Origin of the sequence: Pseudomonas fluorescens, from assembly GCF_900215245.1 — a bacterium.
In the GTDB taxonomy this organism is placed as follows: domain Bacteria; phylum Pseudomonadota; class Gammaproteobacteria; order Pseudomonadales; family Pseudomonadaceae; genus Aquipseudomonas; species Aquipseudomonas fluorescens.
In genome coordinates, this window is sequence record NZ_LT907842.1 from 817,867 (window position 1) to 832,926 (window position 15,060).

The 15,060-nt window shown below is 60.5% G+C and carries 12 protein-coding genes; 10 read left to right on the forward strand and 2 right to left on the reverse strand.

Annotated elements, in window-relative coordinates:
• Window positions 1-15 precede the first annotated feature (15 nt).
• From CPH89_RS03865 to CPH89_RS03915, 10 genes are all read left to right on the forward strand, one after another.
• Entirely contained in the window at window positions 16-1,026 is a 1,011-nt protein-coding gene (locus tag CPH89_RS03865; RefSeq protein WP_015885593.1) for an ornithine carbamoyltransferase, read from the forward strand.
• A gap of 169 nt (window positions 1,027-1,195) precedes the next feature.
• Window positions 1,196-2,125 carry a carbamate kinase gene (gene arcC, locus CPH89_RS03870; protein WP_053257734.1) on the forward strand — a complete coding sequence of 310 codons (930 nt, stop codon included), beginning with the start codon at window positions 1,196-1,198 and terminating at the stop codon, window positions 2,123-2,125.
• 18 nt (window positions 2,126-2,143) lie between these two features.
• Entirely contained in the window at window positions 2,144-2,506 is a 363-nt protein-coding gene (locus CPH89_RS03875; protein WP_053257735.1) for a DUF5064 family protein, read from the forward strand.
• 180 nt (window positions 2,507-2,686) lie between these two features.
• Window positions 2,687-4,195: a transcriptional regulator GcsR gene (locus CPH89_RS03880; protein WP_053257736.1), complete on the forward strand. Its 1,509-nt coding sequence runs from the start codon at window positions 2,687-2,689 to the stop codon at window positions 4,193-4,195.
• Between the two features lie 404 nt (window positions 4,196-4,599).
• Window positions 4,600-4,983, forward strand: a complete 384-nt coding sequence (gene gcvH, locus CPH89_RS03885; RefSeq protein WP_053257737.1) for a glycine cleavage system protein GcvH — start codon at window positions 4,600-4,602, stop codon at window positions 4,981-4,983.
• Between the two features lie 10 nt (window positions 4,984-4,993).
• Complete coding sequence (gene gcvP / locus CPH89_RS03890; protein ID WP_053257738.1) at window positions 4,994-7,834, forward strand: aminomethyl-transferring glycine dehydrogenase; 2,841 nt, start codon at window positions 4,994-4,996, stop codon at window positions 7,832-7,834.
• A 162-nt stretch (window positions 7,835-7,996) separates the two neighbouring features.
• The gene (locus CPH89_RS03900; protein WP_053257739.1) at window positions 7,997-9,373 is read left to right on the forward strand and encodes an L-serine ammonia-lyase; all 1,377 of its coding nucleotides are present in this window, start codon (window positions 7,997-7,999) and stop codon (window positions 9,371-9,373) included.
• Window positions 9,374-9,412: 39 nt separating this feature from the next.
• Entirely contained in the window at window positions 9,413-10,537 is a 1,125-nt protein-coding gene (gene gcvT, locus CPH89_RS03905) for a glycine cleavage system aminomethyltransferase GcvT (protein WP_053257740.1), read from the forward strand.
• A gap of 391 nt (window positions 10,538-10,928) precedes the next feature.
• Window positions 10,929-11,141: a cold-shock protein gene (locus CPH89_RS03910; RefSeq protein WP_017139143.1), complete on the forward strand. Its 213-nt coding sequence runs from the start codon at window positions 10,929-10,931 to the stop codon at window positions 11,139-11,141.
• A 94-nt stretch (window positions 11,142-11,235) separates the two neighbouring features.
• Window positions 11,236-11,724 carry an RDD family protein gene (locus CPH89_RS03915; protein ID WP_053257741.1) on the forward strand — a complete coding sequence of 163 codons (489 nt, stop codon included), beginning with the start codon at window positions 11,236-11,238 and terminating at the stop codon, window positions 11,722-11,724.
• 138 nt (window positions 11,725-11,862) lie between these two features.
• Here the strand turns inward: CPH89_RS03915 and nadA are convergent, their stop codons facing one another.
• Window positions 11,863-12,921: a quinolinate synthase NadA gene (nadA, locus tag CPH89_RS03920; RefSeq protein ID WP_053257742.1), complete on the reverse strand. Its 1,059-nt coding sequence runs from the start codon at window positions 12,919-12,921 to the stop codon at window positions 11,863-11,865.
• A gap of 230 nt (window positions 12,922-13,151) precedes the next feature.
• Window positions 13,152-14,729, reverse strand: a complete 1,578-nt coding sequence (locus CPH89_RS03925) for a lactate dehydrogenase (RefSeq protein WP_232005427.1) — start codon at window positions 14,727-14,729, stop codon at window positions 13,152-13,154.
• Window positions 14,730-15,060: the final 331 nt, after the last annotated feature.

Consider the following 15,060-nt stretch of genomic DNA (forward strand, 5'->3'; position numbering starts at 1 on the left):
CTAAGGAGATCCATCATGGCTTTTAACATGCGCAACCGCAGCCTGCTCTCGCTGATGCACCACACCACTCGCGAGCTCAACTACCTGCTGGACCTGTCCCGCGACCTCAAGCGCGCCAAATACACCGGCACCGAGCGTCCGCACCTGCAGGGCAAAAACATCGCGCTGATCTTCGAAAAAACCTCGACCCGCACCCGCTGCGCATTCGAAGTGGCGGCCCATGACCAGGGTGCCCACGTCACCTATATCGACCCGGTGTCGTCGCAAATCGGCCACAAAGAAAGCATGAAAGACACCGCCCGCGTCTTGGGCCGCATGTTCGATGCCATCGAGTACCGTGGTTTCGAGCAGGAAATCGTCGAAGAGCTGGCCAAGTTCGCCGGCGTGCCGGTGTTCAACGGCCTTACCGCCGAATTCCACCCGACCCAAATGATCGCCGACACCCTGACCATGCGCGAACACAGCGACAAGCCGTTGCATGACATCAGCTACGCCTACCTGGGCGACGCCCGTTACAACATGGGCAATTCGCTGCTGATGATCGGCGCCAAGCTGGGCATGGACGTGCGCATCGGCGCGCCGAAAGCGCTGTGGCCGCATGAAGATTTCATCAAGCAGTGCCAGGCGTTTGCCGAAGAAAGCGGCGCACGCATCACCATCACCGAGGACCCGAAAGAGGCGGTCAAAGGCGTCGACTTCATCCACACCGATATCTGGGTGTCCATGGGCGAGCCGGTGGAAGCGTGGGACGAGCGTATCGAGCAACTGCTGCCGTACCAGGTCAACGCCAAGATGATGAAGGCCTCGGGCAACCCTCGCGTGAAGTTCATGCACTGCTTGCCGGCGTTCCATAACAGCGAAACCAAAGTCGGCAAGGACATCGCCGCGCGCTACCCGAACCTGGCCAATGGCGTTGAAGTGACCGAGGAGGTGTTCGAGTCGCCAGCCAACATCGCGTTTGAGCAGGCGGAAAACCGCATGCACACCATCAAGGCGATCCTGGTGTCGGCGCTCGCGGATATCTAATCCAACACCGCTCCCACTGTCGGAACACAGCCAATGTGGGAGCGGGCTTGCTCGCGAAAGCGGCGTGTCAGTCAGCCTCTGTATCAACTGATCCACCCTATTCGCGAGCACGCCCGCCCCCACATGTTGTCCTGTGTTCACAACGATGATTTTCAGAAGGACATTTATTATGCGTATCGTCGTTGCACTGGGCGGTAACGCCCTGCTCCGCCGTGGTGAACCCATGACCGCGGACAACCAACGCGCCAATATCCGAATCGCCACCGAACAGATCGCCAAGATTTACCCCGGCAACGAGCTGGTGATCGCTCACGGCAATGGCCCGCAGGTCGGCCTGCTGTCGTTGCAGGCGGCGGCCTACACCCAGGTTTCGCCTTACCCGCTGGACGTGCTGGGCGCTGAGACCGAAGGCATGATCGGCTACATCATCGAACAGGAATTGGGCAACCTGCTGGATTTCGAAGTGCCGTTTGCCACGCTGCTCACCCAAGTAGAAGTGGACCCCAACGACCCGGCCTTCAAGAACCCCACCAAGCCTATCGGCCCGGTCTACTCCAAAGCCGACGCCGAAAAGCTCGCCGCCGAAAAAGGCTGGGCCATTGCCCCCGATGGCGATAAATACCGCCGCGTGGTGGCGAGCCCGCGCCCGAAACACATCTTCGAAATTCGCCCGATCAAGTGGTTGCTGGAAAAAAGCGCCATCGTGATCTGCGCCGGTGGCGGCGGGATTCCAACGATGTATGGCGAAGACGGCAAACTGCGCGGCATTGAAGCTGTCATCGACAAAGACCTGTGTTCCTCGCTATTGGCCGCGCAACTGGACGCCGATTTGCTGGTGATCGCCACCGACGTCAACGCGGCCTTTATCGACTACGGCAAGCCAACCCAGAAGGCCATCGCCCAGGCTCACCCTGACGAAATGGAAAAACTCGGCTTCGCCGCCGGCTCCATGGGGCCGAAGGTGCAAGCGGCCTGTGAGTTCGCCCGCCAGACTGGCAAAACCGCCGTCATCGGTTCACTCTCGGACATCGAAGCCATCGTCCAGGGCCGCGCCGGCACACGCATCAGCACGGCCAAACCCGGGATCAGTTACCTGTGAAGTAGAGGAGAAATGCCTATGGCCACCTTTGAACCTGGTCACCTGCACATCGAACGCCACGCGCTCAACAAGGACGACTACAGCTACAACCTGTGCATCGACTACGAGGTCAGCCAGGATCCAGAGGAAGGCAAGGGAATGCTCTTCAAGATGCACGGCTCGGTACAAGGCAAGGAGCTCAAGGAGGAGTTCTTTCTGCCCAAGGATCAGGCCTTCGACTTTGCCCGGCATGCGATGAACATCGCGCAGAAATATGGAATGCCGAAGGTTGCGACGCTCAATGGCACCATGCATAAACAGTACGATTTGATGTTTGAAGATGTGCGGCATCAGCTGGATGTGAAGGCGGGAGACCCCATCAAGCCTGAGCACCTGGGCTAAGCCCCTTGCACTGCCCCCCCCTGAATGTGGGAGGGGGCTTGCTCCCGATTGCGCTGGTTCAGTCACCCGTTGTGTCAGCTGACACAGCGTATTCGCGAGCAAGCCCGCTCCCACATTTTGATCTCCATCAACGCCAAGGCATACTGGCCACCCTCCGCACTCCAGAATCAAGATCCACCCATGCGTATCCACGTCAGCTTCATCGACCGCGTCGGCATTACCCAGGAAGTCCTGGCCCTGCTCGGTGGGCGCAATCTCAACCTGGATGCGGTGGAGATGGTGCCGCCCAACGTCTATATCGATGCGCCGACCCTCAGCGCCGAGGTGCTGGAAGAACTGCGCGACGCGTTGTTCAGCGTGCACGGGGTCCAAGCGGTCACCGTGGTGGATATCCTCCCCGGCCAACGCCGCCACCTGCAACTCGATGCCCTGCTGGCCGCCATGACCGACCCGGTGCTGGCCCTGGACAGCGCGGGCAAGATCCTGCTGGCCAACCCGGCGCTGATCGCCCTGTACGGTCGCGAGCCGGCCGGGGAAAGCATCAGCGAACTGTTCAACGACCCGGCGCTGCTGGACACCTTGCTGGAGCAAGGCTTTCGCCTGCCGCTGCGCGAGATCAGCGTCAACGGTCAGACCTTGCTGCTCGATGCCACGCCGATCACCGACGCCGGCGCCCTGCTCACCCTGTACCCACCCAACCGGATCGGCGAACAGTTGTCGGCGCTGCACCACGACCATGCCGAAGGGTTTGATGCGCTGTTGGGCGAGTCACCAGCAATTCGCACCCTGAAGGCGCGCGCGCAACGGGTGGCGGCGTTGGATGCCCCGCTGTTGATCCAGGGCGAAACCGGCACCGGCAAAGAGCTGGTGGCACGTGCCTGCCACGCCATCAGCGCCCGCCACAGTGCGCCGTTCCTGGCCCTGAACTGCGCGGCGTTACCGGAAAACCTCGCCGAGAGCGAGCTGTTCGGTTATGCCCCGGGTGCCTTTACCGGGGCGCAACGGGGTGGCAAACCGGGGCTGATGGAACTGGCCAACCAGGGCACCGTGTTCCTGGATGAAATCGGCGAAATGTCGCCGTACTTGCAGGCCAAGCTGCTGCGGTTTCTCAACGATGGCAGCTTTCGCCGCGTGGGCGGTGACCGCGAAGTGAAGGTCAATGTGCGCATTCTCAGCGCCACCCACCGCGACCTGGAAAAGATGGTCAGCGAGGGCACCTTTCGCGAAGACCTGTTCTACCGCCTCAATGTGCTCAACGTCGAAGTGCCGCCGCTGCGTGAACGCGGCCAGGACATTCTGCTGCTCGCCCGCTACTTCATGCAGCAGGCCTGCGCACAGATTCAGCGCCCTGTGTGCCGCCTGGCACCCGGCACTTACCCGGCGCTGTTGGGCAACCGCTGGCCAGGCAATGTGCGCCAGTTGCAGAACGTGATCTTCCGCGCCGCCGCCATCTGCGAAAGCAGCCTGGTAGACATCGGCGACCTGGACATCGCCGGCACCTCGGTGGCCCGCCAAAACGACGCCGAGGTCGACAGCCTGGAACAGGCAGTGGAAGACTTCGAACGCAGCCTGCTCGAAAAGCTTTACGCCAGCTACCCCTCGACCCGCCAACTGGCCAGCCGCCTGCAAACCTCTCATACCGCCATTGCCCATCGACTGCGCAAATACGGCATCCCCAACAAGCCCTGACGGCACTCGATCTCAATGTGGGAGCGGGCTTGCTCGCGAATGCGCCGTGTCAGCTGACACAGCTGGTGACTGAACCACCGCAATCGGGAGCAAGCCCCCTCCCACATTGGACTGCATTGCGAATTTGGTCTGAGAACGACATCCGCTGTACTGAAAGCGCTACAGCGTAACGATATCGCTACAACCCTGTTTTTTGCGCGCCATGCAAGGCTTTGATCCACATAGGCTTTTTTTCGCGCACCCAGCTGTAGCGAAATCGCTACAGCCAGAACACATAACCTCACAACCATTTTTATCAACTCATTGATTTTTAACGACTTAATGAGATTGGCCGCGATATTGCTAAGCAACTCCTCATTATTCCAATCCCGTCCACCAGACGAATCTGGCCCTGAGGAGTTTCCATGAGCGAGTTGCGTTTCACTGAAGATCACGAATGGCTGCGCGCCGAAGCCGATGGCAGCGTCACCGTGGGTATCACCGCTTTCGCGCAGAACGCGTTGGGTGATGTGGTTTTCGTGCAACTGCCGGAGTTGCAGTCCTACGCGAAGGGCGCAGAAGCCTCCACCGTTGAATCGGTCAAGGCCGCAAGCGGCGTCTACATGCCGCTGGACGGCGAAGTCCTCGAAGTCAACGCGCAACTCGATGGCAGCCCGGAGCTGGTCAACGAAGACCCGACGGGCGAAGGTTGGTTCTTCCGCTTTAAACCCGCCGATGCCGATGCAGTGGCTAAGCTGTTGGATCAGGATGCGTACGACCGCCTGATCAAAGCCAACGCTGAAGCCTGAGGAGCGCGCCATGACGATCAATCTCAGCACCGCCAACGAATTCATCGCCCGTCATATCGGCCCGCGCCAGGAAGATGAGCAGCACATGCTTGCCAGCCTGGGCTTTGACTCCCTGGAAGCCTTGAGCGCCAGCGTCATTCCGGAAAGCATCAAGGGCACCAGCGTGCTCGGCCTGGAAGACGGCCTGAGCGAAGCCGAGGCCCTGGCCAAGATCAAGGCCATCGCCGGCAAGAACCAGCTGTTCAAGACCTACATCGGCCAGGGTTACTACAACTGCCACACGCCGTCGCCGATCCTGCGCAACCTGCTGGAAAACCCGGCCTGGTACACCGCCTACACCCCGTACCAGCCAGAGATTTCCCAAGGCCGTCTGGAAGCGCTGCTGAACTTCCAGACCCTGATCAGCGACCTCACCGGCCTGCCGATCGCCAACGCCTCCCTGCTCGATGAAGCCACCGCCGCTGCCGAAGCCATGACCTTCTGCAAACGCCTGAGCAAGAACAAAGGCAGCAACGCCTTCTTCGCCTCCGTGCACAGCCACCCGCAAACCCTCGACGTGCTACGCACGCGTGCCGAGCCGCTGGGCATCGATGTGGTGGTGGGCGATGAGCGCGAACTGACCGACGTCAGCCCGTTCTTCGGCGCCCTGCTGCAATACCCGGCCAGCAACGGTGACGTGTTTGATTACCGCGAGCTGACCGAACGCTTCCACACCGCCAACGCGCTGGTCGCCGTGGCTGCCGACCTGTTGGCCCTGACCCTGCTGACCCCGCCGGGTGAGTTCGGCGCCGACGTGGCCATCGGCAGCGCGCAACGCTTCGGCGTGCCGCTGGGCTTTGGTGGCCCGCACGCGGCGTACTTCTCCACCAAGGATGCGTTCAAGCGCGACATGCCGGGCCGTCTGGTCGGGGTGTCCGTTGACCGCTTCGGCAAGCCGGCCCTGCGCCTGGCCATGCAGACCCGCGAGCAACATATCCGTCGCGAGAAAGCCACCAGCAACATCTGCACCGCCCAGGTACTGCTGGCCAACATCGCCAGCATGTACGCCGTGTACCACGGTCCTAAAGGACTGACCCAGATCGCTCAGCGCATTCACCAGCTGACCGCGATCCTGGCCAAGGGCTTGACCGCCCTGGGCGTGAAGGTCGAGCAAGACCATTTCTTCGACACCCTGACCCTCAACACTGGCGCCCACACGGCCGCCCTGCACGACAAGGCCCGCGCCCAGCGCATCAACCTGCGTGTGGTCGACGCCCAGCGTCTGGGCCTGTCGGTCGACGAAACCACCACCCAGGCCGATATCGAAACCCTGTGGTCGCTCTTCGCCGATGGCAAAGCCCTGCCGGACTTCGCCGCTAACGTGGAAAGCACCCTGCCGGCCGCGCTGCTGCGCCAATCGCCGATCCTCAGTCACCCGGTGTTCAACCGTTACCACTCGGAAACCGAGCTGATGCGCTACCTGCGCAAGCTGGCCGACAAGGACCTGGCACTGGACCGCACCATGATCCCGCTGGGCTCGTGCACCATGAAACTCAACGCCGCCAGCGAAATGATCCCGGTGACCTGGGCCGAGTTCGGTGCCCTGCACCCGTTCGCCCCGGCCGAGCAAAGCGCCGGCTACCTGCAACTGACCTCCGAACTGGAAGCCATGCTCTGCGCAGCCACCGGTTATGACGCAATCTCACTGCAACCGAACGCCGGTTCCCAAGGCGAGTACGCCGGCCTTCTGGCCATCCGTGCCTACCACCAGAGCCGTGGCGAAGAACGCCGTGACATCTGCCTGATCCCATCGTCGGCCCACGGCACCAACCCCGCTACCGCCAACATGGCCGGCATGCGCGTGGTTGTCACCGCGTGCGACGCACGTGGCAACGTCGACATCGAAGACCTGCGCGCCAAGGCCATCGAGCACCGCGACCACCTCGCGGCACTGATGATCACCTACCCGTCCACCCACGGCGTGTTCGAAGAAGGCATCCGCGAAATCTGCGGCATCATTCACGACAACGGCGGCCAGGTGTACATCGACGGCGCCAACATGAACGCGATGGTCGGCCTGTGCGCACCGGGCAAGTTCGGCGGCGACGTGTCCCACCTGAACCTGCACAAGACCTTCTGCATTCCCCACGGTGGTGGCGGCCCGGGTGTTGGCCCGATTGGCGTCAAATCGCACCTCACGCCATTCTTGCCTGGCCACGCGGCCATGGAACGCAAGGAAGGCGCGGTGTGCGCGGCGCCCTTCGGCAGCGCGAGCATCCTGCCGATCACCTGGATGTACATCAGCATGATGGGCGGCGCGGGCCTCAAGCGCGCTTCGCAGTTGGCGATCCTGAATGCCAACTACATTTCCCGTCGCCTCGAAGAGCACTACCCAGTGCTCTACACCGGCAGCAATGGCCTGGTGGCGCACGAGTGCATCCTGGACCTGCGCCCATTGAAGGACAGCAGCGGCATCAGCGTTGATGACGTGGCCAAGCGCCTGATCGATTTCGGCTTCCACGCGCCGACCATGTCGTTCCCGGTCGCGGGCACGCTGATGATCGAGCCGACCGAAAGCGAATCCAAGGAAGAACTGGACCGCTTCTGTGACGCGATGATTGCCATCCGCGAAGAGATCCGCGCGGTGGAAAACGGCACCCTGGACAAGGAAGACAACCCCCTGAAAAACGCCCCGCACACCGCGGCCGAACTGGTGGGCGAATGGAGCCACCCGTACAGCCGTGAACAAGCGGTGTACCCGGTTGCGTCGTTGATCGAAGGCAAGTACTGGCCGCCGGTTGGCCGGGTCGACAACGTGTTTGGCGATCGCAACCTGGTGTGTGCGTGCCCGTCGATCGAGAGCTACGCCTGATCTGACTGGAGGGATGCGGTCAAACATGGGGGAGCGGGCTTGCTCGCGAATGCGGGGGATCAGTCACTGGATGCATCAACTGACACTCCGCTTTCGCGAGCAAGCCGGCGCCCACATGTGACCGCGTTCATCCGATAAATAATAAGAAACCGGAGAACAACCATGTCCCTTAGCGTGTTCGACCTGTTCAAGATTGGCATCGGCCCCTCCAGCTCCCACACGGTCGGCCCGATGCGCGCTGCGGCCCGATTCGTCGAAGGCCTCAAGCGCGACAACCTGCTGAGCGCCACCACCGGCATCAAGGTGGAACTCTATGGATCGCTGGGCGCCACCGGTAAAGGCCACGGCAGTGACAAGGCCGTGCTGCTGGGCCTGGAAGGCGAACACCCGGACACCGTCAATACTGAAACCGTGGCTGCACGCCTCGCGCAAATGCGCAGCGACGGTCGCTTGAACCTGCTTGGCGAACACCGCATTGCGTTCAACGAGAAAGAACACCTGGCGATGATTCGCAAACCCCTCGCCTACCATCCCAATGGCATGATTTTTCGTGCCTTCGATGCGGCGGGCATCCAGATTCGCAGCCGCGAGTACTACTCGGTCGGCGGCGGTTTTGTCGTCGATGAAGATGCCGCCGGCGCCGACCGGATTGTCGAAGACACCACGCCGCTGACCTTTCCGTTCAAGCACGCCAAAGACTTGCTGGGGCATTGCGCTACCTACGGGCTGTCGATCAGCCAGGTGATGCTGACCAATGAAAGTGCCTGGCGCCCGGAAGCGGAAACCCGCGCCGGTCTATTGAAAATCTGGCAAGTGATGCAGGACTGCGTCGACGCCGGCTGTCGCAACGAAGGGATTTTGCCCGGTGGTTTGAAGGTCAAGCGCCGCGCCGCTGCCCTGCATCGCCAGCTGTGCAAGAACCCGGAATCGGCGCTGCGTGACCCGCTGTCGGTGCTGGACTGGGTCAATCTGTACGCGCTGGCGGTCAACGAAGAAAACGCCAATGGCGGCCGCGTAGTGACCGCGCCCACCAACGGCGCCGCCGGGATTGTGCCGGCCGTGTTGCATTACTACATGCGTTTTATCCCCGGCGCGAACGAGGACGGCGTGGTGCGTTTTCTGCTCACCGCCGCCGCCATCGGCATTTTGTACAAGGAAAACGCCTCGATCTCCGGGGCCGAAGTCGGCTGCCAGGGTGAAGTCGGCGTGGCCTGCTCGATGGCAGCCGGCGCGCTGTGCGAAGTGCTGGGCGGCAGCGTGTCCCAAGTGGAAAACGCCGCCGAGATCGGCATGGAGCACAACCTCGGCCTGACCTGCGACCCGATTGGCGGGCTGGTGCAGGTGCCGTGCATCGAGCGCAATGCCATGGGCTCGGTCAAGGCGATCAATGCGGTGCGTATGGCTTTGCGCGGTGATGGGCAGCACTTCGTCTCGCTGGATAAAGTCATCCGCACCATGCGCCAGACCGGCGCCGATATGAAAAGTAAATACAAGGAAACCGCCCGTGGCGGTTTGGCGGTCAACATTATCGAGTGCTGACGCCTACAAGCGCGTCCGCACGTTTTTCAGGAGCTGAACATGTCCACCGAAACCCTGTTGAAAACCCCATTGCACGCCCTGCACCTCGAACTGGGCGCGCGCATGGTGCCCTTCGCCGGCTACGACATGCCGGTGCAATACCCGCTGGGCGTGATGAAGGAACACCTGCACACCCGTGAACACGCCGGGTTGTTCGACGTGTCCCACATGGGCCAGATCCGCCTGACCGGCGCCAATGCCGCCAAAGCCCTGGAAACGCTGGTACCCGTCGACATCATCGACCTGCCGGTCGGCATGCAGCGCTACGCCATGTTCACCAATGACCAGGGCGGCATTCTCGACGACCTGATGGTGGCCAACCTGGGTAACGACGAACTGTTCCTGGTGGTCAACGCCGCCTGCAAGGATCAGGACCTGGCGCACCTGCGCCAACATATCGGCGACCAGTGCAGCATTGAGCCACTGTTCGAAGAGCGCGCCTTGCTGGCCCTGCAAGGCCCGGCGGCCGTGAAAGTCTTGGCGCGCCTGGCACCTGAAGTGACCAAGATGACGTTCATGCAGTTCGCCAGCCTGCGCCTGTTGGGCGTGGACTGCTACGTCAGCCGCTCCGGTTACACGGGCGAAGACGGGTTTGAAATCTCGGTGCCGGCCGCCAACGCCGAAAGCCTTGCGCGCAGCCTGCTGGCCGAAGCCGAAGTACACGCCATCGGCCTGGGCGCCCGCGACTCGCTGCGCCTGGAAGCTGGCCTGTGCCTGTACGGCCACGACATGAACACCGACACCACCCCCATCGAAGCCAGCCTGCTGTGGGCGATCTCCAAGGCCCGCCGTGCCGACGGCGCACGTGCCGGTGGCTTCCCGGGTGCCGAGCGCATTTTCAGCCAACAGCAAGCCGGTGTGAGCCGCAAGCGTGTCGGCCTGCTGCCACAGGAACGTACGCCCGTGCGTGAAGGCGCCGAAATCGTCGATGAGCACGGCACCGTGATCGGCAGCGTGTGCAGCGGTGGCTTTGGCCCGACGCTGGGCGGCCCGCTTGCCATGGGTTACCTGGACAGCGCATTTATTGCACTGGACACCGAAGTGTCTGCGTTGGTACGTGGGAAAAAGGTGCCGCTGCGTGTAAGTAAAATGCCATTTGTACCGCAACGTTACTTCCGCGGCTGATTGACTGTTCCTATAAGTAACGCGGTTGCGTTAACGCGCACTAATTTGTAACGCAACCGCCATAAAAGAGTGCATTGACGATAGTCATTTTAATAGGCGCAAACCTATAACAAGTGAGCAACGCTATCGAATATGTGGGATCCACTTTTAGTCAACGAAGTGTCATATGGCCGAGCAAAACCTGGGGATTCTCCGGGGCTTGTTTTTTCCATATTAGTTGACGTAGAGTTTAGCCACTGTGTTTGCATGGGTCGCTTTGAACCTGGACCTGGGCAGTAGCCATAAGTTTGCTACAACCCGTTCGACGTCTCTTACTTTCCTGCAACCCAGCCCAGTACTCTTTCATGTGAAAGGGGCTGTCATTAATTTTTAGCGTCAAAGGAAATAAGAAATGTCGAATCGTCAGAGCGGTACCGTCAAGTGGTTTAACGACGAGAAAGGGTTTGGTTTTATCACTCCAGAAAGCGGTCCGGATCTGTTCGTGCATTTCCGCGCTATTCAGGGCAATGGCTTCAAGAGCCTGAAAGAAGGCCAGAAAGTGTCTTTCATCGCCGTGCAAGGCCAGAAAGGCATGCAGGCTGACGAAGTACAAGCAGAAGGCTGATCCTTACTGCGACAAAAAGCCCCTGATGGTGACATCAGGGGCTTTTTTATGTGCGTTTGCTCGTAAAATGGCTTTTTTCTCAAGAGAGACGGCCATGCCCAAACCTTTGTTGAGCCCCCAAGGCGAATTCCCCGCCGTTGGCCTGGGCCGTCGTCTGGCAGCGATGTTCTATGACTTCCTGTTGTGCACCGCGCTGCTGATCGTCACCGCGTTTATCTACAAGCTGGTGTGGATGGCGTTTATCGGCGAAGCCAGGATGCGCACGCTCACCGAGTCCGGCGCGCTGGACGGCGACCCGCTGCTGTCAACGATTCTGTTTTTTGTGCTGTTTGGTTTTTTCGCCATGTTCTGGACTTATTCAGGGCAGACCCTGGGCATGCAAGTGTGGGGCGTGCGCGTGCAGAACGCTGACGGTTCGCGGATCAGCCTGTGGCAAGCGCTGCTGCGGTTCGTGGTGTCGATTGCGTCATGGTTGTGTGTGGGGCTGGGGTTTATCTGGTCGCTGTTTGATAAACAGAAACGCAGCTGGCATGACATTTATTCGGATACCCAACTGGTGCGGATTCCGAAGCAGAAGAAATAAACGCTGAATAGTGGAGGTTCAAATGTGGGAGCGGGCTTGCTCGCGAATGCGCAGTGTCAGTTGATATATCTGGTGTCTGAACTACCGCATTCGCGAGCAAGCCCGCTCCCACAATTTTGACCGTATTTACAGCTTGGGTCAGGCGTTGCCGGCGAGCTTCAAGCGCGCAGCCTGGGTGAAATCCAGCATGCGCTTGAGCGGGCGCACGGCATGCGGGATCACTGACGGCTCAACGAAGATCTCGTTACTGCCCTCACGCAGGCACTGCAGCGTGCGCTCCAGCGTGTTCATCGCCATCCACGGGCAATGCGCGCAACTGCGGCACGCCGCGCCGTTGCCGGCAGTAGGCGCCTCAATGAAGACTTTATCCGGGCACAACTGCTGCATCTTGTAGAAGATGCCGCGGTCGGTCGCCACGATGAACGTCTTGTTCGGCAAACGCTGTGCGGCGGCAATCAGTTGGCTGGTGGAGCCCACCGCGTCCGCCAGCTCGATCACCGAGGTCGGCGACTCTGGGTGCACCAGAATCGCCGCGTCCGGGTAGAGTGCCTTCATGTCTTCAAGCTGCTTGGACTTGAACTCCTCGTGGACGATGCACGCCCCGTCCCACAGCAACATATCCGCACCGGTCTGGCGCTGGATGTAGGTGCCCAGGTGCTTGTCCGGGCCCCAGATAATCGTTTCGCCGTTGTCCATCAGGCTTTCGACGATTTCCAGTGCGCAGCTGGAGGTCACGACCCAATCCGCCCGGGCTTTGACCGCCGCCGAGGTGTTGGCGTAAACCACCACGGTGCGCTCGGGATGCTGGTCGCAGAACGCCGAGAACTCCTCCACCGGGCAACCCAGGTCCAGCGAGCACGTGGCTTCCAGGGTGGGCATGAGGATGCGTTTTTCGGGGGTGAGGATTTTGGCGGTCTCGCCCATGAAACGCACACCGGCAACCAACACGGTCTTGGCCGGGTGGGCAGCGCCGAAGCGGGCCATTTCCAGGGAGTCGGAGACACAGCCGCCGGTTTCTTCGGCCAGGGCCTGAATCACCGGGTCGCAATAAAAGTGGGCAACCAGCACCGCGTCTTGAGCCTTGAGCTCGGCGGCGATGGCGACACGCAGGCTCGCCTCTTCTTCGGCGCTGAGGGCCTTGGGCTGCTTGGCGTCGAGGTGAGCTTGAACCAGTAGGCGTTCGGAAATTTGCGTCATGTTCGCAAGACCTGCAAGCGCAGTTGCGCGAAAGTCGAGTGTACCACCGGCTCTGGAGCCCTTCGGGCGCCGCCGGACGAAGTGATTGTGTTCATCAAGCACGGGTGAAGCTGCGCAAGGCTACAGAATATCGAATGGATTCAAAAGCCTAATCTGGCATTCCCGGGTGCGTCTGTCGGGCAAAAAAAACGGGAAACCCAACGCAAGGGTTTCCCGTTTTCCAACCGGTGTCAGCGCTGCAGTGCGGCAGGGTCTTGCTGCAGCATCACCGAGTCATGCATGCTCGCCAACGCATCCTTTAGCGTTGACGGCTCCAGCGCATCCTTGGATTTTTTGCTTGCCTGGGCCGCGTGCTCAAGCAGCGCCAGGTAATCGCGCTTGGATGCGCCCTCCTTCGGCACCACCGTGTCCTCAACCAGCTTGGCCATCACATACTTCTGCGTATGGGTGCTCTGTACAGCCGTCTGCGAGACTGACGCGCTGGCCAGTTGGCCGTCTTTATAGGCGAAGCTTGCCGTACTGCTGGCCTTGTCCTGCACTTGCACATACAGGTAATTCTGCGATTCACGGTTGCCGTCCAAAACCGGTGGTTTACCGCCATTGAGGCTTGTGTGGAAACTCGCAGAAAGCGCCGACTGCTGGTGCTGGGTAACACTGCGATCTGCGCTACTGCGACCGTTGACCTGGGTCTTCTGCGACACGGTGTAGGAAAAACTGTCGACTTCCGACGGGCGCATTGGGTTGCTAGCGTCCACAGACTGTTTGATCGAAGCTTTGAAATCAGCCAGGCCAGTCAACAGGCCTTTGTCGCTGGGGTTGTTGCTCAGGGCGACTGGAGCGGTAACACCTTGTGGATAGTTGCTGTTCATGGCGCTGAACGCATCTTTGAACATCGCCATCAGGTCCGCATCCGCACTGCCGCGTTGCGCCACCCGGTCAAATTGGGCCAGGTAGGTTTTCAGCGCCTTGGCTTGCTGTTTAGAATCGCCGAGGATTGCCGCGTTTTTGAGGTCGACGGCCAGGTCAATGTTACCGGCCGGGCCACTCATGCGCGTGGTACGGCTCTGACTGTCGGCGTGGAAAGCCAGGCTAACGTCCTTGCCATCAAGGGCCTTGAGGCTGGCATTGAGGTCGACGGAAGCCAGCACCTGGGTATCAAACTGGGTCAACTTGCTCAGGTCGAGCTTGGGCGGCACGGCGGTCAGCCCGTCCACCGAGGCTTGGAAGGCACTGCCCAATTGGCCGACGGCCTTGAGTTCATCAGCCGTCAAGTCGCCGCCCTCTACGGTGGCCTGCACGCCCAAGCCATCCTTCTGGCTGGACAGGCTGAAGGTGACGGTCTTGCCGCTGGCGGTCTTGATGCTCAGGCTGACCTGGTTGTCGGCCTTGTTGTGCAGCAGCGTCTGGTCGGTCTTGATCGCGCCGGCATCCCCGGCCCGGGCTGCCGTTGTATTGAGCACGGACTGTGAAATACCGACGCCGCCGCCCTGGGTAAATTGATCCACCAACGCCGCGCCCAGGCCGCTGTAGCGACTCGCCGTGGAGATCGAATTAAAGCGGCTGTTGATGGCGTTGGTAACGGCATCCTGGCTGCTGTTTTCCCAGGCCCGCAGCGTTTCCTGGCCGGGCAACTGCCCGTCTCGAGAGTAGATATCGACGACATCGGCCGCAGGACTACCGAGACTGACCAGCGAAGACGGCCGAACCGGTGAGACATCGACGGTATTCGCCACGGCGGCCGGCAAAGGCGTCGCGGCCGCGCGAACGATGAGGGGATGGGTAGCGATGATAGGCGTTAGCGTCGTCATGACAGTCCGTGTCTTGAAAGCTGAGTAGCTTTCAATTTAACCAACACGTGACGGGATTGACAGCATTGAAGCCAAAATGATGACCAACGCGTGCTGCCAAAAAACTGGCTTTTTGCCGTATTGCGCAAGTCAGAACCGGTAAGTCACCGAACCACCAAAACCATTGGCTTTGTCTTCATGCCAGGCATCGTAAGTCAATGTTAATGCGGGTTGGGTCTGGCGAACCTTGATAGGTTGGTTTTTCAAGCCCGCCAACGGTTTATTGTGCACGTGCCGGTGCAATTACGCTGAACTCGCTGGTGGGATAGTTATCGTAATGACATGATAAAGT

Coding starts and splice junctions, on each gene's coding strand:
- CPH89_RS03865 (WP_015885593.1), top strand. CDS start 16: ATGGCTTTTAACATGCGCAACCGCAGCCTGCTCTCGCTGATGCACCAC.
- arcC (WP_053257734.1), top strand. CDS start 1,196: ATGCGTATCGTCGTTGCACTGGGCGGTAACGCCCTGCTCCGCCGTGGT.
- CPH89_RS03875 (WP_053257735.1), top strand. CDS start 2,144: ATGGCCACCTTTGAACCTGGTCACCTGCACATCGAACGCCACGCGCTC.
- CPH89_RS03880 (WP_053257736.1), top strand. CDS start 2,687: ATGCGTATCCACGTCAGCTTCATCGACCGCGTCGGCATTACCCAGGAA.
- gcvH (WP_053257737.1), top strand. CDS start 4,600: ATGAGCGAGTTGCGTTTCACTGAAGATCACGAATGGCTGCGCGCCGAA.
- gcvP (WP_053257738.1), top strand. CDS start 4,994: ATGACGATCAATCTCAGCACCGCCAACGAATTCATCGCCCGTCATATC.
- CPH89_RS03900 (WP_053257739.1), top strand. CDS start 7,997: ATGTCCCTTAGCGTGTTCGACCTGTTCAAGATTGGCATCGGCCCCTCC.
- gcvT (WP_053257740.1), top strand. CDS start 9,413: ATGTCCACCGAAACCCTGTTGAAAACCCCATTGCACGCCCTGCACCTC.
- CPH89_RS03910 (WP_017139143.1), top strand. CDS start 10,929: ATGTCGAATCGTCAGAGCGGTACCGTCAAGTGGTTTAACGACGAGAAA.
- CPH89_RS03915 (WP_053257741.1), top strand. CDS start 11,236: ATGCCCAAACCTTTGTTGAGCCCCCAAGGCGAATTCCCCGCCGTTGGC.
- nadA (WP_053257742.1), bottom strand. CDS start 12,921: ATGACGCAAATTTCCGAACGCCTACTGGTTCAAGCTCACCTCGACGCC.
- CPH89_RS03925 (WP_232005427.1), bottom strand. CDS start 14,729: ATGACGACGCTAACGCCTATCATCGCTACCCATCCCCTCATCGTTCGC.